Annotated in this window: 16 protein-coding genes; 12 read left to right on the top strand and 4 right to left on the bottom strand. The window is 71.4% G+C overall.

Annotated features, from left to right (window positions below):
* Positions 1 to 140: 140 nt before the first annotated feature.
* Positions 141 to 1004, bottom strand: a complete 864-nt coding sequence (locus ABZZ17_RS30400) for an alpha/beta hydrolase (RefSeq protein ID WP_356880700.1) — start codon at positions 1002 to 1004, stop codon at positions 141 to 143.
* Between the two features lie 258 nt (positions 1005 to 1262).
* Between ABZZ17_RS30400 and ABZZ17_RS30395 the strand changes: the two genes are divergently transcribed.
* The 12 genes from ABZZ17_RS30395 to ABZZ17_RS30340 all read left to right on the top strand — a co-directional run bounded on the left by ABZZ17_RS30395 (position 1263) and on the right by ABZZ17_RS30340 (position 17168).
* Positions 1263 to 1643, top strand: coding sequence for a hypothetical protein (locus ABZZ17_RS30395; protein WP_356880698.1), 381 nt, complete (start codon positions 1263 to 1265; stop codon positions 1641 to 1643).
* A 349-nt stretch (positions 1644 to 1992) separates the two neighbouring features.
* Positions 1993 to 2454: a hypothetical protein gene (locus tag ABZZ17_RS30390; RefSeq protein WP_356880696.1), complete on the top strand. Its 462-nt coding sequence runs from the start codon at positions 1993 to 1995 to the stop codon at positions 2452 to 2454.
* 393 nt (positions 2455 to 2847) lie between these two features.
* Positions 2848 to 4062 (top strand): MFS transporter, encoded by a 1215-nt coding sequence (locus ABZZ17_RS30385; protein WP_356880694.1) that lies wholly within the window; start codon positions 2848 to 2850, stop codon positions 4060 to 4062.
* A gap of 261 nt (positions 4063 to 4323) precedes the next feature.
* Positions 4324 to 8241 (top strand): amino acid adenylation domain-containing protein, encoded by a 3918-nt coding sequence (locus ABZZ17_RS30380; RefSeq protein WP_356880706.1) that lies wholly within the window; start codon positions 4324 to 4326, stop codon positions 8239 to 8241.
* Positions 8238 to 9518 (top strand): ATP-grasp domain-containing protein, encoded by a 1281-nt coding sequence (locus tag ABZZ17_RS30375; protein WP_356880692.1) that lies wholly within the window; start codon positions 8238 to 8240, stop codon positions 9516 to 9518. The genes ABZZ17_RS30380 and ABZZ17_RS30375 overlap by 4 nt, the downstream gene beginning before the upstream one ends.
* Positions 9519 to 9520: 2 nt before the next feature.
* Positions 9521 to 10486, top strand: a complete 966-nt coding sequence (locus ABZZ17_RS30370) for a peptidase (RefSeq protein WP_356880690.1) — start codon at positions 9521 to 9523, stop codon at positions 10484 to 10486.
* A gap of 49 nt (positions 10487 to 10535) precedes the next feature.
* Positions 10536 to 12335 carry an asparagine synthase (glutamine-hydrolyzing) gene (gene asnB, locus ABZZ17_RS30365; protein WP_356880688.1) on the top strand — a complete coding sequence of 600 codons (1800 nt, stop codon included), beginning with the start codon at positions 10536 to 10538 and terminating at the stop codon, positions 12333 to 12335.
* A 9-nt stretch (positions 12336 to 12344) separates the two neighbouring features.
* Positions 12345 to 13166, top strand: a complete 822-nt coding sequence (locus tag ABZZ17_RS30360; RefSeq protein ID WP_356880686.1) for a hypothetical protein — start codon at positions 12345 to 12347, stop codon at positions 13164 to 13166.
* Positions 13167 to 13176: 10 nt separating this feature from the next.
* On the top strand, positions 13177 to 14091 hold the full coding sequence (locus ABZZ17_RS30355; RefSeq protein WP_356880684.1) for an aminotransferase class IV: 915 nt from the start codon (positions 13177 to 13179) through the stop codon (positions 14089 to 14091).
* Positions 14079 to 15029, top strand: a complete 951-nt coding sequence (locus tag ABZZ17_RS30350) for an AEC family transporter (protein ID WP_356880682.1) — start codon at positions 14079 to 14081, stop codon at positions 15027 to 15029. The genes ABZZ17_RS30355 and ABZZ17_RS30350 overlap by 13 nt, the downstream gene beginning before the upstream one ends.
* Positions 15030 to 15103: 74 nt before the next feature.
* Positions 15104 to 16102 carry a TauD/TfdA family dioxygenase gene (locus ABZZ17_RS30345; protein WP_356880680.1) on the top strand — a complete coding sequence of 333 codons (999 nt, stop codon included), beginning with the start codon at positions 15104 to 15106 and terminating at the stop codon, positions 16100 to 16102.
* A gap of 124 nt (positions 16103 to 16226) precedes the next feature.
* The gene (locus ABZZ17_RS30340; protein ID WP_356880678.1) at positions 16227 to 17168 is read left to right on the top strand and encodes a sensor histidine kinase; all 942 of its coding nucleotides are present in this window, start codon (positions 16227 to 16229) and stop codon (positions 17166 to 17168) included.
* Positions 17169 to 17215: 47 nt separating this feature from the next.
* Here the strand turns inward: ABZZ17_RS30340 and ABZZ17_RS30335 are convergent, their stop codons facing one another.
* From ABZZ17_RS30335 to ABZZ17_RS30325, 3 genes are read right to left on the bottom strand one after another with little or no spacing between them, the layout of a single operon-like run.
* Positions 17216 to 17617, bottom strand: coding sequence for a response regulator transcription factor (locus ABZZ17_RS30335; protein ID WP_356880676.1), 402 nt, complete (start codon positions 17615 to 17617; stop codon positions 17216 to 17218).
* Positions 17614 to 18750 carry a PAS domain S-box protein gene (locus tag ABZZ17_RS30330; protein WP_356880674.1) on the bottom strand — a complete coding sequence of 379 codons (1137 nt, stop codon included), beginning with the start codon at positions 18748 to 18750 and terminating at the stop codon, positions 17614 to 17616. The genes ABZZ17_RS30335 and ABZZ17_RS30330 overlap by 4 nt, the downstream gene beginning before the upstream one ends.
* A complete protein-coding gene (locus tag ABZZ17_RS30325) occupies positions 18747 to 19406 on the bottom strand; it encodes a response regulator transcription factor (RefSeq protein ID WP_356880672.1) in 660 nt (219 codons plus the stop codon). The genes ABZZ17_RS30330 and ABZZ17_RS30325 overlap by 4 nt, the downstream gene beginning before the upstream one ends.
* Positions 19407 to 19423: the final 17 nt, after the last annotated feature.

The following is a 19423-nucleotide window of genomic DNA, read 5'->3' as shown; positions in this document are numbered from 1 at the left end:
TTCGTTTCTGACGGGGCGGGGGGGGTGGGGGGGGGGGTGGGGGGGGTGGCGCGCGGGGGGGGGGGGGGGGGGGGGGGGGGGGGGGGGGGGGGGGGGGGGGCGGGGGGGGGGCCCCCCCCCCCCCGGCCGTGACCCCGGTGTCAGCAGCGGCGGGCGCGGGGCTCGCCCTCGTCATCGCTGATCAGCCAGGCGAGCATCGCGGGGGTGGCGTCGAAGTGACCGCCGTGGCCGGCGTCGGCCTGTCTGATCAGGGTCGCGGTCGGCATGCGTGCCGCGAGCCAGTCGCCGTGCGCCGGGGGTACCAGGGTGTCGAGGCCGCCGTGCCAGATCCGTGCCGGGACGGTGATGTCCGCCGGGTCGAACCCCCATTCCGTGCCGAAGAGCGCGGTGACGTCGTCCACCCAGCCGTCCAGCCCCGGCCGGACCGCTTCGGCGAACGCCGGGCCGATCATCGCGCTGATCTCCGGCCGGGAAAGGACCGCCTGTTCGATCTCCGGCAGCGGCGGCAGACCGGCCGTTCCGACGTTCGCCAGGTGTTCCGTGACGGCTTGCCTGCCGGTCAACGCGACGGCGGCGCTACGGCAGTTCCCTTCGTTCATGCCGGCGGTCCAGTCGAGCCCGGCCGCGTGACGCGGAGCCAGGCTCGCCAGCACCCCGAGGCGGGTCACCCGTTCGGGATACCGGGCGGCGAAGGCCAGGGCGTGCGGGCCGCCGCCGGACACCCCGAAGACGGCCAGGCGGTGCAGGCCGAGCGCGTCGGCGACGGCGGCCACGTCAACGGCGGCGTCGACGACCCGACGGCCCGGCCTCGGTGTGGAGCCCCCGAACCCGGGCCGGTCATAGGTGATCAGCCGGATGCCGAGTTCGTGGAAGAGGGAATCGTCCGGGTACCGGGCCAGTCTGCTCATCGGGCTGCCGTGGAGGTAGACGACCGGTGTCCCGGCGGGGTCGCCCCACTCCTCCACAGCCAACGTCCGACGGTCGTCGGTGATCAACTCGCGCATGGCGGCAAAGCTAGCCCCGGCTCCGACCGACGGCCAAGGCCTTTCTTTCACAGCGCAACACCGCCGTCCTGCACCGGTGGTGGTCCGGACGGCCGCTCCGTGGTCGCGGCCGACCGTCCGGCCGGGCCAGGTGGGTGACATTGCGGCCCGGTCGGGCGAAGCCGGGCGGGCGTCGCGGTTTCGGCACGGTGGGCGCCGGTGAGGGTGGGTAACACCCACCCGACCCACGGTGGGCCGTCCTCACTGGGAGTGTGCGTCGTGCGCCGTTCCGTACCCGTCCTGTTCGCCGCTGCCGCCCTGACCGGAACGCTCGCGGTACCCGCCGCCGCGGCCGCCGATCCGGCACCCATCACCTCGCCGTACGTGCAGGCCGCCGCGGACGTCACCGCGACGGGCGTCCTGAAGCGCGCGAAGCACATCAACTGGGTGCGCCGCTTCGACGTCGGCCGGTACTGCGTGAACGTCAGCGACCGGGTCAACGTGGCCTTCAGCGTGGTGCAGGTCGAACTGCCCAACAGCAACCGCCGCAGCTTCAGCACCGCACCCAGCGCCACGTGCGGGGCGAACGCCGTCACCGTCTACACCTACGACCTCAACGGCCGGTACGTCGACAACGCCTTCACGGTGGCCGTCCTGTAACCGGGGCGCACTCCGCGAGGCGCCGGCCACGCCCGGGGACACCCGCTGCCGGGGTTGCGGGTGCCCCCGCCCCGGAAGAGAATCCGAAGGGAGTGCGCGATGTCCCCGTTCGCGCGGACCGGACACGCGTCGGCCGCCCGTACGTCTGCAGCGGCCGTCGGTCCGGGACCACGCACCGACCACGATGCCGCGGACGCCCCGGCGACGGACCGGGACACCGCGACCGTCCCGTACCGGCCCGTTGGCCGCCGATCGCCCCACAGCGACGGCACCCACGCCCGGCCGGCGAACAAGAGCCCGACGCCACCGCGACGGTGACCTCGGGGCGCGTGCGCGAGGTGAGCAGGACATGAAGCCTTCCACCGATCCGGTCCCCACGGCCGTGGGCGGCACACGGGGTCCAGGCCGCGCCCTGAGGCGCGGCCGGTGGGCGTGTGCCGTCGCCGGCCTCGCCCTGGCCGTTCCGCTGACCGGTACCGCGCCGCAGGCTGTCGCGGTACCGGCGGCGGACAGCGCCCCGTTCACGTGTTCCGTCCGGCCCGGCCCCTTCGAGCGCTGTGACAGGGTCTATGCGAGTCCGGGCGAGACGGTGACCGTGAGCGTCAACGAGTCGGGGACGGTCACCCGGGGCGATTTCGAGGCCGTCGCCCGCGGCACCGGCGACGTGCTCGGCACCGTTCGCGACGTGACCCCCTCGTCCGGCGACGTCGTCCTCTGGCGGAACGACACCGACCGCATGGTCATCGTGGAGTTCAACGCCACCTCCGCCGACCGCGGCGGCATCAACGGCATGCTGGTGTCCGCCCCCTGACGCTCCGGGGCCCCCGGACCAACTCGAACGTGGAAGAGGCGCGCGTCCGCGCGCCTCTTCCACGTTCCGTTCAGGCCGACTACTCACGAGTAGTCCGGACGTTCGCGACATTGCTCCGGATGATTTCACCAAGAATTTACTGCCCCGGCCGGCCGCAATTGCTGTGTGATGAGCGCCACAGTGAATTTCCTGGACGTGCCCCCCGACGCTGTCTCTAATAGATCTTCGTGTCCGGCCGACGACCTTGGCCGGATGCCTACGGGGGAAATTCCCGAATCTTGTCGTTGGCAATGGTGCTGAACGAGAGGTCGGAGCGGTGTCAGTGATCCTGACGGTCGAGAAATGGTCCAGACAATTCAATCCGAGTGACGCGGTGCGGCAATGCTGAGCCGGTTGCTCCCGAAGCGCGGCCCTGCCCGCACCCTCACCGGCATCACGCTGGTGCACACCCTGGGACAAGGCCTGTGGATGGCGCTGAACGCCATCTACGCCACGTCCGTCCTGAAGCTTTCGCCCGGACAGTTCGGCATCGGAGTCGGTGTCGCCGCGGGCGTCGCGCTGGCCTTGAGCACCCCCAGCGGCCACCTGGCCGACCGGATCGGCCCCCGGGCCGTACAGATCTGGTCCTTCCTCGCCCTCGGGCCGCTCACCGCTGCCCTGCTGCTCGTCGACGGGTTCCACCAGTACCTGCTGGTGCTGTCCCTGCAGGCCGTCGCCTACAGCGCCAGCCGCAGTGCCCGCATGGCCATGGTCGCCGGACTGGTCCCTCCCGAGGACCGGGTATCCGTCCGCGCCTACCTGCGGGCCACCAGCAACGTCAGCGTCTCCGTAGGGGCCGCCCTCGCCGGCTTGGCGCTCGTGATCGACACGCCCGCCGCCTACCGGGCCGCCGTGGCACTCAACGCGGCAACGTACCTGGTCAGCGGCCTGCTCACGCTGCTGCTCCCGCCCGTGCCGCCACAGCCGGCCAGACCGGGACCGGCGCTGGTCGTCCTGCGTGACCGGCCCTTCCTCACCTTCGTCGTGCTGGACGGCCTGCTCTCCATGCACAACCTGCTGCTGGACGTGGTCCTCCCGCTCTGGGTGCTCCACCACACCGGCGCGCCCCGCTGGATGATCGCCGTCATCCTCATCACGAACACCGCCCTGGTCGTCCTGCTCCAGGTCAGGGCCGCGCGCGGAACCGACGAACCGAACGCCGCAGCACGCGCGTCCCGGGCGGGATCCCTGTGCCTCGGCATCGCCTGTGTGGTCTTCGCCCTCACCGAGGGCGCCTCCGCGGCCGTCGCCTGCGCCCTCCTCGTCGCCGGTGCGCTGGCACACGTACTCGGGGAGATCCGGCAGTCGGCCGGCAGCTGGGGCATGTCGTTCGGCCTCGCGCCCGAGCACGCCCAGGGCCAGTACCAGGGCACGGCCGCGATGGGCGCCGACCTCGGCAAGATGATCGCGCCCGCCGTGCTCACCTGGCTGGCCATCGAACACGGCGCCGTCGGCTGGCTGGTCATGGCCGTCGGGTTCGTCGCGGTCGGGGCCCTGATGCCGCCCGTCGCGCGCTGGGCCGCCCGGAGCGGATACTCCACGCGCACGCGCGAACCCTCCACTCTGTGAACCCGCCTAATTCTTCCGCAGTCCTCCATCCTTAATTCACAATTCGGCGCTCCGTCCTTCGCTGCTGCATTCGCATTCCATCATTCCGTACCGCTCATACCCCTCCGGGCCCCCGGGTTCCGTCGGTATGCGCGCATTCCGGAGGTATCGCGCACCCATCAGGACGCCTTTCCGTGCACCGCGCGTCACGGAAAGGACGGTCCGCCGTGCCCGCAGACCGAACAGCGCCACCGAACGAGGGGAATCAAGCCCGTGGGTGAAATGCCCGCCGTCACATCCGCCGCGCCCGAAGAGCCATCGACCGCAGCTCCGGCCCTCCAGCTCCCCGTCAGGGACTCCGGAGGCGCATCGCAGGCCCCGGTCACGCACTCCTGGACCGACAACGCGTTCCTGCCGCTGAGCGAGTTCCTCGGGGCCAGGGGATTCGAGGCCGCAGACCTGTTCGGCGCGGCGTTCACCGTGCTGCTGCACCGCTACAGCGGCCAGGACGACCTCGTCCTGGCCCGAGCCGACGGACCGGACGCCGACCGGGTCCATCCCGTCGCCGTCCGCTCCCGGATCGGGGACGACGTCGCCTTCGTGACCCTGACCGCCGCGCTCTCCGCCCGCTACCGCGCCGCCGCCGGGAACCCGGAGCACGCCGACGTGCCCGCCGACCTCGGCACCGGACTGCGCGTGGGCTTGGTCAGCCGCGACACCCCGGCCCCGGCCGGGCAGGCGGGCCCGCGCCCCGACGGCTTCGACCTCCTCCTGGAGGTCGAGCACGCCCCCGGCACCATCCGCTTCGCCCTGACCTACGACGGCGGCCTGTTCACCGAGGCGTTCGTCTCCCGCATGGCCGCCAACTACCGGACCCTCCTCCTCGACGCCTGCCGCCGCCCCACGGCCCCGGTCGGCGAGCTGGCCGTGGTCTCGGAGGCGGAGGCGCGCCACCTGCTGACGGACCTCAACGACACCGGCCGCGCGTACTCCCGCGACACCACGCTCCACGAACACGTCGAGGCCCAGGCCACCCGCACCCCGCAGGCCCCGGCCGTGGAGTGGCGGGGCACCACCCTGACCTACCGTGAGCTCGACGAGCAGGCCAACCGGATCGCCCGCGCCCTGCTGGCCCACGGCGTCACCCCCGGCTCGCGCGTCGGCGTCTCCGTCGCCCGCACCCACCGCACGGTGTGCCTCCTCCTCGCCGTCCACAAGGCGGGCTGCGCCTACGTCCCCCTGGACCCGGCCTACCCCGCCGACCGGCTCAGCGGCATCGCCGCGACCGCCGACATGGCCGCCGTCGTCTTCGACGACGCACCCGCGAACGGACCCGCACCCGCGAACGGACCCGCACCCGCGCACGGACCCGCACCCGCGCACGGACCCGCACCCGCGAACGGACCAGCGTCCGCGGCCTGGCTCGACGCCGTGCCCGCGACCGCCCTGCCCTGGTCCGAACTGTGGGAGAAGGCCGGCGCCGAGCGCCCCGACCCACCGGACGTCGACGTCGACCCGGCCGACACCACCCACCTGATCTACACCTCGGGTTCGACCGGCCTGCCCAAGGGCGTCGTCATCAGCCACCGCAACGTGACCGCGCTGCTCGCCTGGGTACGCGACACCTACCGGCCCGCGGACCTGGCCCGGGTGCTCTTCGCGACCTCCCTCAACTTCGACCTCTCGGTGTTCGAACTGTGGGCCCCGCTCACCACCGGCGGCTGTGTCGTCGTCGTCGACAACGTCCTCGCCCTCACCGAGTCCGACACCCTGCGCCCGAGCCTGGTCAACACCGTGCCCAGTGCTCTGAACGTACTGCTCCAGCGGTCGGCCGTACCCGCCGGCACCACGGTCCTCAACGTGGCCGGCGAACCCCTCGCGAAGGAACTCGTCAACGCCGCCTTCGCGAGCACGGGCGTCGAACGGCTCTACAACCTCTACGGGCCGTCAGAGGACACCACGTACTCGACCTGGAAGTGTTTCACCGGCCCCGTCACCGAGAGCCCGACGATCGGTACACCCGTCCACAACACCACGGCCCACCTGCTCGACGCGCGCGGACAGCTGGTGCCCCGCGGTGTCGTCGGCGAACTCCACCTCGGCGGGGACGGCCTCGCGGGCGGCTACATCAACGACCCGGAGCGCACCGCCGCCGTGTTCGTCCCCGCCCCGCCGCACCTGCCGGCCGGCACCCTCTACCGCACCGGTGACCTGGCCCGCTGGACCGAGGACGGCGAACTGCGGTTCATGGGCCGCAAGGACAACCAGGTCAAGGTCCGCGGGTTCCGCATCGAACTCGGCGAGATCGAGTCCGTGCTCCGCGAGGTCGTGGGCCTGAGCGACGTCGCCGCCCTCGCCGTCCGCACCGACGACGACACCCGGCTGGTCTGCTACGTCGGCCTCGAAGGCGCGGACGTCCCCGTCGCCGCGATGGCCGACCACCTGCGCCGCAAACTCCCGCACTACATGCAGCCCGCCAGGATCCTGACCGAGGAACGGCTCCCGCAGCTGCCCAACGGCAAGGTGGACCGCAAGGCCCTCGCCGCCCGTGACGTCGACTGGAGCGCCTCCGTCGGCGGCGAGCGCGCCTTCACCACCGACGACCCCGACGAGGCGGCCGTCGCCGCCGTCTGGACCGACCTGCTCGGCGTCGCCCACCTCGGAGCCGACCGCGACTTCTTCTCCGTCGGCGGACACTCGCTGCTGGCCAACCTGCTCGCCGCGCGGCTGGGCGACGCCGCCGGCCGCACCGTGGGCGTCGCCGAGATCTACGAGCACCGCACCCTGACGGCACAAGCCCGGCTGCTGCGCCGCAAACGCGCGCAGGCCCCCGCCGCCACGGCGGAGGCGGGCTCCGACGCCCGGCTCGCCGCGGTGGCCGAGACCCTCCACGCATCCGGGCGCGGCCACGGCGTCCCCGGAGCCGCCGCCGCCGTGTACGTCGACGGTACGCTCCGCTCCACCTACCACGGCGTCGACGACATCGAGACCGGCGCCCCCCGCGGCGAGGCCTCCCGCCAGCGCGTCACCTGCATCACCAAGCCGATGCTGGCCTTCACCGCGCTCCGGCTCGTCGACCGGGGCCTGATCGGTCTCGACGAGCCCCTCACCACCCTGCTGCCGCAGGCGTTCCGGCGCAGCGGCGGCCGCACCGTCGAGGTGACGCTGCGTCAGCTCCTGTCGCACACCAGCGGCATCGACGACTCCTTCGAGGTCTGGCACGACACCGACCTTCCCGATCTCGACCGCTACCTCGACACCTTCTCCGGGTACGGACAGCTCTTCGAGCCGGGCGAGGTCTTCGCGTACTCCGCCTGCGGCACCTCCATCGTCGCCGCGCTCATCGAGAAACTCCTCGGCGTGCCCTGGCGCCGCGCCGTCAACGAACTGATGCTGGCCCCCCTCGGCATCAAGGAGATCCCCGAGACCCTCACCGAAGGCGGTCACTACGAGGACACCGTCTCGGCAGGCTACCTGTGGAGCGAGACCGCACAGCGCTACGTACGCCACGACCCGCCGCCCCAGACCATCGCCGACGACGCGGCCGGTTCCTTCTCCGTCTGCCTCACCCTCGACGAACTCGCCAGGATCGCCCTCCTCGCCCTCGACGACGGCGTCGCCCCCAGCGGGGAACGGCTGCTGTCCGCCGCCCTCGCCGAAGAGATGCGCACCCCGCAGATCGACGTCCCCGGACACCACTTCATGCACGCCTGGGGCCTGGGCTGGCTGATGTTCGGGCCGACCGCCTTCGGGTTCAACTCCAACGGCAGCGGCCACCACAACTTCATCCAGATCTTCCCCGAGCAGCGCACCTTCCTGCTCCTGCTGGCCAACGCCTACCCCGCCTTCGGCCTGTACGAGGACCTCCTGCGCGCCCTGACCGGCGAAGGCCTCATCCGCACCGGCCGTCCCTTCGAGATGGACCTCGACGCCTGCGCCGGCCTGTACGACTCCGACGGCTACCGCCTCAACGTCCTGCGGGGCCGCGAACACCTCGGCTACGAGTACTCCGAACGCGACCGCGACGGACAGTGGCAACGCCTCGACGAGGGCGACCTCGTCCTCTCCGGCGCCGGCGGCTTCAGCTCCATGTCGAAGAACAACGTCCTGGCCGGCTCCATCTCCTTCATCCCCGCACCCGGAACCAGCCGTCCCGCCTTCGTGCGGATCGGCCAGCGGTTCGCCAGGAAGGTCCGATGACAACGCCCCGCGAAACCCGCAGACACGTCCTCTTCGTCACCTGGAAGACCGGCAACGCACCCGCGTTCGAAGCGGCCAAACGGCTCGGACACGAGGTCACCCTCATCCGCTCGCTGCGCATGGAGAAGACCCAGAACATCGACTTCGACGCCTCGCCCTACGGAGAGTTCGTCGACTCCGTGCACGTCCTCGACGACGCCACCGAGTACGGGGCCCTGCGCGCCTGCGTCCTCGACGTCCACCGCCGCAGGCCCGTCGACGGGTTCGTCGCCACCGTCGACGCCCTCGTCGTACCGGTCGCGGAGATAGCCGAGGAGATCGGCGTCCCCTTCACCTCCGCCCGCGGCGCCCGTGCGGCCAAACTGAAGCACCGCTGCCGGGAGGTCCTCGCCGCCGCCGGAATCGACACCACCCGGCACACCGTCGTCACCGGCTTCGAGGAGGCCGCGGCCTTCGCCGAAGACACCGGATACCCCGTCGTCGTCAAACCCGCCCGCGGCTCCGCCAGCGAGGGCGCCCACGTCGTACCCGACGAGGCGGCCCTGCGCGAAGCCGTGGCCCGGGCCACGGCGGACGACACCACCTACGAGGCGGGCATCCTCGTGGAGGAGTACCTCACCGGCCGCTTCGTCTCCGCCGAGATCGGACTCTCCCACGGCCGCTTCCTGCGGCTGGCCGTCAGCGAACGCTCGACCTGGGACCGCCACGAAGCCCTGGAGACCGGCACCACCATCCCCGCCGCCATCGGCGCCGAGGAGCACGCGGCCGTCATGGACTTCGCCGAGGACGTCGTCGGCGCCCTCGACCTGCGCCTCGGAATCTTCCACGTGGAGATCATGCTGGGCGCCGACGGCCGCCCCCGGCTCATCGAACTCAACCCGCGCATCATGGGCTCCTGCCTGCCCAACCTCTACCGGCTCGCCGGCGGCGGAGACATCTTCGACCTGCTGGTCCGCGTCCACCTGGACGAACAGGTCGAGCCCCGCACCCCCACCTTCGACCGGTACGCGACCGTCCGCTGGTTCGGCGCCGCGGACCCCGCCCCCCGACCCGACCGCGTGCCCGCCCTCGACTGGGCCGCCACGGAGTACGGCGACGCCCTGCACGCGCTGACGGTCCGCTTCCCGGACGGCGACGTGCTGCCCGCATGCCGGGGCAACCTCGGCAACTTCGGCGAGGTGCAGGTCGTCCACGCCGACCACACGACATCGATCGGGATCGCGGAGCAGATCGTCGGACGGACGGCGGAACTGCTCGGCATCGAGGTGACGGGATGACCATGACGACGCCCACGACGGCCCCTGCCACGGCCCCCCATGCCGCATCCGGGCACTTCTTCGCCGAGACCCGCGCCCAGCTCGCCCGCCTCGGACTGCCGGACGCCGACCCCTCCGTCACCGAGGGCTCGGGGAAGACCTTCGACGACGGCTGCCACTTCCGCATCGAGGTGCCCACCGTCAACTCCGTACAGGCGGCGGAGACCCTCCTGTCCCAGAGCCGCCGCCGGGGCTTCACCATCAACCGCATCACCGAGACCCGCGGCATGTACCGGCACACCGCCCGGGAGATCGGCGCGTACGTCGCCCTCGGCAGGGAGTACGGCGCCGAGATCCTGATGTCGGTCGGCCCCCGCGCCAGCTACGACACCGGCGGCAGCGTCCAGACCCCCGAGGGCGTCCGGATCGGCTACCGGCTGCGCGGCCAGGAACAGATGGTGCGGGCCGTCGAGGACGTCAAACGCGGTCTCGAACTCGGCGTACGCGGCTTCGTCGTCTACGACGAGGGCCTGCTGTGGGTGCTGAACCGGCTCCGCACCGCCGGAGAACTCCCCGAGGACATCCACCTCAAGGTCTCCGCCCACTGCGGCCACGGCAACGCGGCCTCCGCCCAGATGCTGGAGATGCTCGGCGCCGACAGCTTCAACCCCGTCCGCGACCTCACCCTGTCCATGATCGCGGCGCTGCGCCAGGCGGTGTCCATCCCGCTCGACTGCCACGTCGACAACCCCCGGATGTCCGGCGGATTCGTCCGCACCTACGAGGCCCCCGAGTTCGTCCGCGTCGCCGCCCCCATCTACCTCAAGACGGGCAACAGCGCCCTGGAGGGGCACGGCGTCAGCCCCAGCCTCAACCAGCTCGACGACATCCTCCGCCAGGTCGAGATCGTCACCGAGTTCCTCGCCCGCCACCACCCCGAGGCCCGGCAGAGCCCGTCCGGCCACCACCTGACGCCCGTCGGCCCCTGAGCCCCGCCCCTCAGCCCCGACCCCCCGCACACAGACAGAGGTCACCACCATGTGCCGCATCTACGGCCACTTCGGAGCGGAGCCCGTCGACCGCGACGTCCTGCACGCCGTCGCACGGGCGATGCACCACGGCGGTCCCGACGACCAGACCGTCCACACCGCCGCCACCTGGGCACTGGGCAACAACCGGCTCGCCGTCCAGGGCATCGACCACGGCCGCCAGCCCTTCGTCCTGGGCGACATGACGTGCGTGTTCAACGGAGAGATCTACAACCACCGCGCACTGCGCGCCGAACTCGCCGCGGCCGGCCACGCCTTCGAGGGCGACTGCGACGGCGACGTCCTGCTGCCCCTGTACGAACGCTACGGGGACGCCTTCGTCTCCCGCCTGGAGGGCATGTTCGCGATCGCCGTCGTCGACCGGCGCACTGAGCCCTGCCTGAAGCTCTTCAACGACCACGCGGGCATGAAGTCGCTCTACTACCACCTCTCCGCCGACGGCCGTCGGCTCTGCTTCGCCTCGGAACTCCAGGCCCTGTCCCGCTTCCCCGACTTCCCCGACACCCTCGACCCCCTCGCGATCGACCGCTACCTCGGCGGCAGGGCCGTATGGGGCCCCGACACCGTGTACGCCAAGGTCCGCACCATGGCCCCCGGCACGACACTGCGCTTCGCCGACGGACGCCTCACCGTCACCCGGACCCCGCTCCCGCCCGCCGAACCGCACTGGCCGGACGGGAGGCCCGGACTCGACGCGGCCGCCGACCTCCTCGACGGGACGCTGCGCCACGAACTCACCCGGATGCTCGACGCCGACGTCCCCGTCTGCGTCATCACCAGCGGGGGCCTCGATTCCAGTTACACCTCGGCGATCGCCGCCCGCATCGTCCCCGGCCTGGCCTCCTTCAACGTCGCCTACCGCGGCGACTGGCCCGCCGACGAACGGCAGTTCGCCGCGGAGGCCGCCCGCCACAGCGGCACCCGCCACCACCAGGTCCTGCTCGACCCCGCGGACTTCCCCTCCCTCGTCGACCGCTTCGTCCGCCACCTGGACCAGCCGAACAACGCCCCGCACAGCCTCAGCACCTTCGCCCTGTTCGAAGCCATCCACCAGGCCGGGTTCAAGGTCGCCCTCACCGGCGACGGCGCCGACGAACTCTTCGGCGGCTACGCCCGCTTCGTCAAGGCCGCGCGCGACGACTCCGCCACCTGGCACCGCGGCTACCAGGACACCATGGCCGCCATCGGCACCAGCACCCTGGAGCGGCTCTACACCCCCGCCCACCGGGCCCACCTCGCGGCGAACGGCGGTTTCTTCGGCGACCGCACCGGCGACGAACTAGACCGCCGGGTCCGCTCCGGGAAGCTGGACAAGCTGGAGACGCTGCTGCGCTACGACCAGTCCGAACGCTTCCCGTACTACATCCTGCGCCGCGTCGACCACCTGAGCATGGCCCACTCGGTGGAAGCCCGGATCCCGTTCCTCCAGCCCTCCGTGATGCGCCTCGCCCACGCCCTGCCCGCCGTGCTCAAGGTCGTCGGCGACACCGTCAAGGCGCCGGTCTCCGAAGCCGCCCGCCGATGGGTCCCCCGGAGCGTCATCGACCGCCCCAAGCAGCCCTTCACCCTGCCCATCGCGGCGATGATCAGGCCCGGCGAAGCGCTGCACGAGCTGATCGGCGACACCCTCCTCGCACCCGGCGCCCGCTACCGCGACCACGTCCGCCAGGACGTCGTCCGCGACCTGTTCCGCATGCAGTCCGAGAACCCGGGCGCGCACACCGCGGAAGTCCTCTGGTCCCTGTTGATGCTCGAAACCTGGCTCTCCGCCAGGAACCTCACCCCGTAGGAGACAGACATGTCACGGTCCACCCAGCCCATCCACTCGCTGCTGGCCGGCGTCACCAAGGACGACATCCGCCGCGACCCGTTCCCGCACATCGTGATCACCGACGCGCTGCCCCGGCCCCTGTACGACGCGCTGGCCGCCTCGATGCCCGACGTCGAGTACATCGGCACGCGGATCGGCAAGGAGATCACGTCGAACGAACGCTACAACTACATGTCGGAGCACATCCTCCAGGACGAGGCGACGGCCCAGGTGTGGAAGGACTTCGTCACCTACCACGCGTCGCCGGAGTTCTACTCCCAGTTCCTCGACCTGTTCGAGGACGACCTGCTCGCCAACCTGCCCGACGCCGAGAAGCAGTGCGGCCCCCTGCGCGACCTGCGCGTCGGCCGCCGCAACCGGGACGGCTTCGACACCCACGACATCCTCATGGACTGCACCGCCGTCATCAATTCGGCCGTGACCGGCCGGCCCTCCGCCTACCGCGGACCCCACGTGGACAAGCCGTACAAGCTCTTCGGCGGACTCTTCTACATGCGCCTCGCCGAGGACGACGCCATCGGCGGCGACCTCGTCCTCTACAAGTACCGTGAGGGCGCCCACAAGTTCACCACCAGCGCCTCCGAGTACGGCGACAACCGGTTCGACATCGATCCGCAGTACGTCGAGGAGGTCGCGACCGTCCCGTACCGGAGCAACACGCTCGTGATGTACCCCATCAACCCGCTGGCCCTGCACGGTGTGTCGGTGCGCAGCCTCACCCCGCACCAGCGGCGCTTCGTCGCCCTCGTCGGTGATCTCCAGAACCCGCTCTTCGACCTTGCGCTCTGAGGTGCCCCCCTTGCTTCCCTTCGACCAGCGAACCGGTCACATCTGGCTCGACGGCCGCCTCGTGGACTGGGCCGACGCCAAGCTCCACGTCCTCACCCACGGCCTGCACTACGCCAGCAGCGTCTTCGAAGGCGTCCGCGTCTACGGCGGCGCACCCTTCATGCTCCGCGAGCACCTCGCGCGGCTGCGGACCTCGGCACGCATCCTCGACTTCGACCTCGAACATGACGAGGAGACCCTCCACCGGGCCACCCTCGACGTCGTCGCCAAGGCCGGCATCACCGAGGGCTACGTACGCGTCAACGCCTGGCGCGGCTCCGAGGTCATCCAGACCGCCGCGCTCAGGACCTCCGTGCACACCTCCGTGGCCGCGTGGGAGATCCCGGCGGGCTACTACGCGGCGGCCGACGCCCTGCGTACGGGCATCTCCCTCGTCACCGCCGAGTACCGCAGGCCGTCCCCGCTCTACGCCCCGGTCAAGAGCAAGGCCGCCGGCAACTACATGATCGGCACGGTCAGCAAGAACCACGCCCTGCGGGCCGGTTTCGACGACGCGCTGCTCCTCGACGACCAGGACAACATCGTCGAGGCCACCGGCGCCCACGTCTTCTTCACCCGGGGCGGTACCCTCCACACCCCGACCACGCGGTGCACCATCGACGGCATCACCCGGGCCTGCGTCCTGGCGATCGCCGACCACGAGGGCATCCCGTACGAGATCGGCGACCTGGGCCGCGGCTTCCCCGCCGAGGCCGACGGAGCCTTCATCTGCGGCACCGCCTGCGAGATCCTCCCGGTCGCCCGCATCGACGACCACCACTACGACCTGACCGGAAACGACGTGATCGGACGGCTCATCACCGGCTACCACGACCTGATCGCAGGCCGCAGCCCGGTGGAAGTGCCGCACACATGGGGGCGGTAACCGCCCTGGAGAAGCTGCTGCCGGTGGTCCTGGCCTTCGGCTGCGGCGTCCTCCTCGCACGACGCAAGATCGTACCGGCGGAAAGCTCCAAGGTCTTCGCCGACTACGCCTTCCTCTTCGCGGTGCCCTGCTACCTGTTCGGCAACATCTACGCGAGCGACCTGGCCGCCCTCTTCGACTGGCGGGCGATCGGCGGCTACGCGGCCACCGCCGCCTGCGCGGTGGCCGTCGTGGGCACCGCGGCCCGGCTGTCCGGCGTACTGGACCCCCGGGGCGTCGCCCTGCGCATCATGGCGGGCGTACAGGTGAACACCGCGTACTTCGCCGTCCCGGTGTTCATCATGCTCTTCGGGAACGCCGCACCGATCTTTCCCGTACTGCTGTTCCAGGTCTGCGTGCTGTCCCTCGTCGTCATCTCGATCATGGAGCTGGGCCGGCCCGAGCGCACCGGCGGGCCCGGCGCGCGCCTGGCCCGGGCCGTCGGAGCCTCGCTCGTGACGCCCGTCGTCCTCGCGTGCAACGCCGGGATCCTGCTGAACCTGCTGTCGGTGCGCCTGCCGGAGGCGGTGCTGGACAGCTTCGCGTTCGTCGGCGACAGCGCTTCCCCGGTGGCCCTGTTCGCCCTCGGCCTGCACCTGGGCGGTGCGGGCCTCAACCTGCGGGGAACCACGCTGGAGGAGATGTGGCTCGTCGCCTTCAAATGCCTGGTCTTCCCCTTCATGGCCTGGGCGGTGTGCCGCTACGTCTTCGGCGTCGACGGCGACTGGCTCGCCTACCTGGTCCTGATCGCCGCCATGCCGGCCCCGCAGAACCTCTTCATCTTCGCGCAGCGCTACGACGTCGACGTGGCCATGTCGGCGGAACTCGTCGTCAAGAGCTCCCTGGCGTCGCTCCTCGTGCTGCCCCTGTGGGTGCAGTGGACCGTCCACTTCGGCTGAGTCCGAAGCGCCCGGTCCGGCCCCTGAACCGACCTGCCCCCCCTGCACCACCAACCGAGAGGTGGAACCGCACCGTGACCCAGACAGCGACCCAGACCGTGCCCCAGACAGCGACCGAGACGGCACAGGCCGCCCGGATCACCGTCCGTCAGATCGCCGGACACATAGGCGCCGAAATCTCCGGCGTGGACCTGCGGGAAGACCTCGACGACGCCACCGTCGCCGAGATCCGCCGGGCCGTCCTCACCCACCGGGTCGTCTTCTTCCGCGGCCAGCACCTCGACCACGCCCGCCACGTGGCCTTCGGCCGCCGCTTCGGCGCCCTCACCCGCCGCCCCGGCAAGAAGCACGGCGTCTCGCCCGAGGGCTTCCCGGAGATCCTCACGGTGGACGCCAAGGCGGACGTGGAGCGCTACGGGAAGAACTTCGAGGAGCACTACCGGCGCAAGTGGGTCTCGCCCATCGCCGGCTGGCACAGCGACCTCACCCAGGCGGTCAACCCGCCCGACCTGTCCATCCTGCGGGCCGAGACCACCCCGCCCTTCGGCGGTGACACCCAGTGGACCAACACCGTCGCCGCCTACGAGGCCCTCTCGCCGCAGCTGCGCGACCTGGTGGACACCCTTCGGGCCGAGCACGCCTTCTTCACCGGTGTCCACCTGCGTCACTCCGACGCCCGCGACCGGGAGATCCTCGGCATCTACTGCCAGGACCCCCAGGTGGCCGTCCACCCCGTGGTCCGCGTGCACCCCGAAACGGGGGAGCGGGGGCTGTTCGTCAGCCCGGGTTCCACCACCCGGATCGTCGGCTTCAGCGAGATCGAGAGCCGCCACCTGCTGGACCTCCTCTTCCAGCACATGACCAGCGCCGAGTACACCGTGCGCTTCCGCTGGGAACCGGGCAGCATCGCCTTCTGGGACAACAGGAGCACCTGCCACTTCGCCCCCACGGACTTCGGTCATCTCGACGTCGACCGCGTCATGCACCGCGTCACGGTCCTCGGCGAGCCCGCCACCGGCCCGGACGGATTCACGTCGGAGCTGATCGCGGGAGACCGGCTGGAGGCCTGGTAGACCGCCTCGCGCCGTTCCCCCTCGCGGCCCGGACGGGGAGGGCCGCGAGGGCGACGGCGAGATTCGACGCGGCGTGTGTTTCCATGTTCGGAAAGCCGCATCGGACGGGGGAGGGGCGCGCGGCATGGCGATGGGAGTTCCACCTGCTGACGCCTTCCACCACCCGGCGCTGTTCTACGGCACCGAGGACGAGTACCTCGACGGCGTCGGGACGTTCGTCCAGGACGCCCTGGAGCGGGAACGACCGGTGCTGGTCGCCGTGCCCGGACCCCGCCTCGCCCTGCTGCGGGAGCTCGTCGAGGGCAACGGCAAGGACGTCGAGTGGGTGGACATGCACCTGGCGGGACGCAACCCGGGGCGCATCCTGTCGATGCTCCAGGAGTTCGCCGACCGTGCGGGGGACGCACCGGCACGGGCATCGATCGTGGGGGAGCCGATCTGGGTCGGGCGCTCGCCCGCGGAAACGCGGGAGGCGACCCGCCACGAAGCGCTGATCAACCTCGCCTTCACCGGGCGCCCGGTCAGCATCCTGTGCCCCTACGACACGGCGTTGCCCGAGGAGGTGCTGGCACAGGCGCACCGCACCCACCCGGTGGTCGGTGGCCCGGGCGCGTACCGTGCCAGCCCCGGCTACACCGATCCCCACCAGGTCTGCCGCGACTGCGACACCCCCCAGCCCGAGCCGCAGGACGCCGTCGTCGTCACGTTCGACCGGCGACGTCTGGGATTCGTACGGGACGAGGCCCATCGCTGGGCCGCCGCCGCCGGCCTGTCGCGGGCCCGCGGCACGGACTGGCTCCTGGCCATCAGCGAGGCGACCACCAACTCGGTGCGCCACGGAGGCGGCCGCGGAACCCTGCGCATGTGGTGCGCCGACGGCGAGCTCATAGCCGAGATCAGGGACCAGGGGCTGCTGGCTGACCCCCTCACGGGTCGCCGCCGGCCCGACCCGCGTGCGGCGACCGGCGGCCGCGGAGTGTGGATCATGCACCAGCTGTGTGATCTCGTCGAGATCAGGGCGACGGGGCAAGGGCTCGCCCTGCGTCTCCACATGCGACCGGAATGAGCCCGGGGCCCGCCCCGCGGCCGGACCGGACGTGCCCCAGCCCGCCCTCACCGGGGCCCCGCCGCCCGGCGGAGGGCCGCGAGGAGGTCCCGGTTGCTCACCCCTTTGACCAAGTACTCGCACACCCCGGCGCTCGTCATCTGCTCCACGGTGCCCTTGTCGTCGTAGGCGGAGAACACCACGATGCGGCTCGCGGGGGAGCACCGTGCGATGTCCAGGGCCACGGAGCGGCCGCCCCCGGGGAAGCGGACGTCCAGCACCACGAGGTCCGGTTGATGACGGTGCGCGAGCTGACGGGCGGCCTCGCCGTCGCTCGCGGTGCCCACGACCTCCAGGTCGGGTTGTGCCCGCAGGACCTCCCGCAGGGTCTCCAGGAGCAGCACGTTGTCATCGCACAGGATCACGCTGAGCGGTCGGCGGGGCGGACCGTCCGGTGTCGCCGTGGTCACGGCGCGTCCTCCGTCGGTGCCGGTGCCGGTGCCGGTGCCGGTGCCGGTGCCGACGCCGGAACCGGAAGCGGGTTCGGCACCCAGAACTCGACGGTGGTCCCCGTTCCGGGCCGGCTGTGCATGGACCACCATCCGCCCGCCGTCTCGGCCCTCTCCCGCATCTCGATGACCCCGAAATGGTCGCGGGCGCCGTCCCGGGACACCGGCGCTCCGGTTCCGTCGTCCACGACCCGCGTCAGAACGCCCCCGTCACCCGACGTGAGGCGGACGTCGACCCTGGTGGCACGTGCGTGCTTGTACACGTTCAGCAGCGCTTCCTGGACGATGCGGAAGATGGTGATGGCCGTTTCGGGCGTGGGTTCCCGGTCCAGCCGGTGTTCGAAGGAGTAGGCCAACTCCCACGGGCCCAGCACGTCGGCCAGGTGCGTGGCCAGCCCTTCGACCAGGCCGTGTCTGTCGATCCCGGGCGGATGCAGCCGGAAGGTCAGACTGCGGAGGCGTCCGATCGCTTCGCGCACCGAGGCGTCGAGACGCTCCAGCTCCGCGGAGTACGGCTCCGGCACCCGATCTGCCAGCAACTCCAGCCGCATCCCGACGGCGACCATGGCCTGGATGGAGTCGTCGTGGACGTCCCACGCGATGCGGCGCCGCTCCGTCTCCTGCGCCTGCACCAAGTGGTCGAACAACCGTCGTCGCTCGCTGAGGGCGTGCTGGGCCGCCCGCCGTTCGGACATGTCGCGGGTGACCTTGCCGAAACCCTGGAGTACGCCCTTGTCGTCCCACAGGGCCGTGATGACCACGTTCGCCCAGAACCGGGAACCGTCCTGGCGGACGCGCCAGCCCTCGTCCTCCAGCCGCCCGTCGGCCACGGCGGTCTCCAGCTCCCACCGCGGTTTGCCGGACGCCTGGTCCTCGGGCGGGTAGAAGACCGAGAAGTGCCGCCCGAGGACGTCCGCGGCGGTGTACCCCTTGATCCGCTCCGCCCCCGCGTTCCAACTGACGATGTAGCCCTGGGGGTCGAGCATGAAGATGCCGTAGTCCAGCACGCCCTGAACCAGCAGGGTGAAGGCCGCCTCGGACAACGGAGCCGCCTGCTTGCGCGCCGACGTCGGCTGTCGCGGTTCCCTCGTCACGTGAGGAGCCCCTCACGTCGTGCGATCACCACGGCTTCCAGCTGGGAACGCGCTCCCAGCTTCTCCAGCACCCGCTGGACGTGGTTGCGGCCCGTGTTGAGAGCCACCCCCAGCTGATCACTGATCTCGGCGGTGGTGAGCCCTTCCTGGAGCAGACCGAGGGCTTCCCGCTCCCGTGGTGTCAGGTTCGCGCCGAGCCCCTGGGTCCTGCCCGTCAGGCGTCCCAGCACGTCGCCGAGCAGGTCCTGGCTGAACACCATTTCACCGGCGGCCACCCGACGGACTGCGTCCTCCAGTTCGCTCAGACCGCGGGCCTTCAGGATCAGACCGGCTCCCCCCGCCTCCGCGACGCGCGCAGCGGTCGATCCGCCGGCGCCTTCGCCCGTCAGGACCAGGACGCGCACGTCCGGGAGGAGGGCCAGCAGGCCGGCGATGGCGGTGACCCCGTCGCCGTCCGGCAGGCGCCGGTCCATCAGGACGACGTCCGGCTCACATCGCTGCGCGTCGGCCAGCGCCGACGCCACCGACGCCGCGCGCCCCACGATCCGCAGGTCGGGTGAGCGCTCCAGGGCGAGGCACATGGCCTCCGCCACCATGTCGTGGTCCTCGACCAACAGGATCCTGACCGGTCGACCGGGCGGCGAAGACGAAGGCATGGGTGCATCCTTGCAGG

This window comes from Streptomyces sp. NPDC006512 (assembly GCF_040611935.1).
Taxonomy (GTDB): domain Bacteria; phylum Actinomycetota; class Actinomycetes; order Streptomycetales; family Streptomycetaceae; genus Streptomyces.
This window is presented reverse-complemented; position numbering and strand designations above follow the sequence as displayed.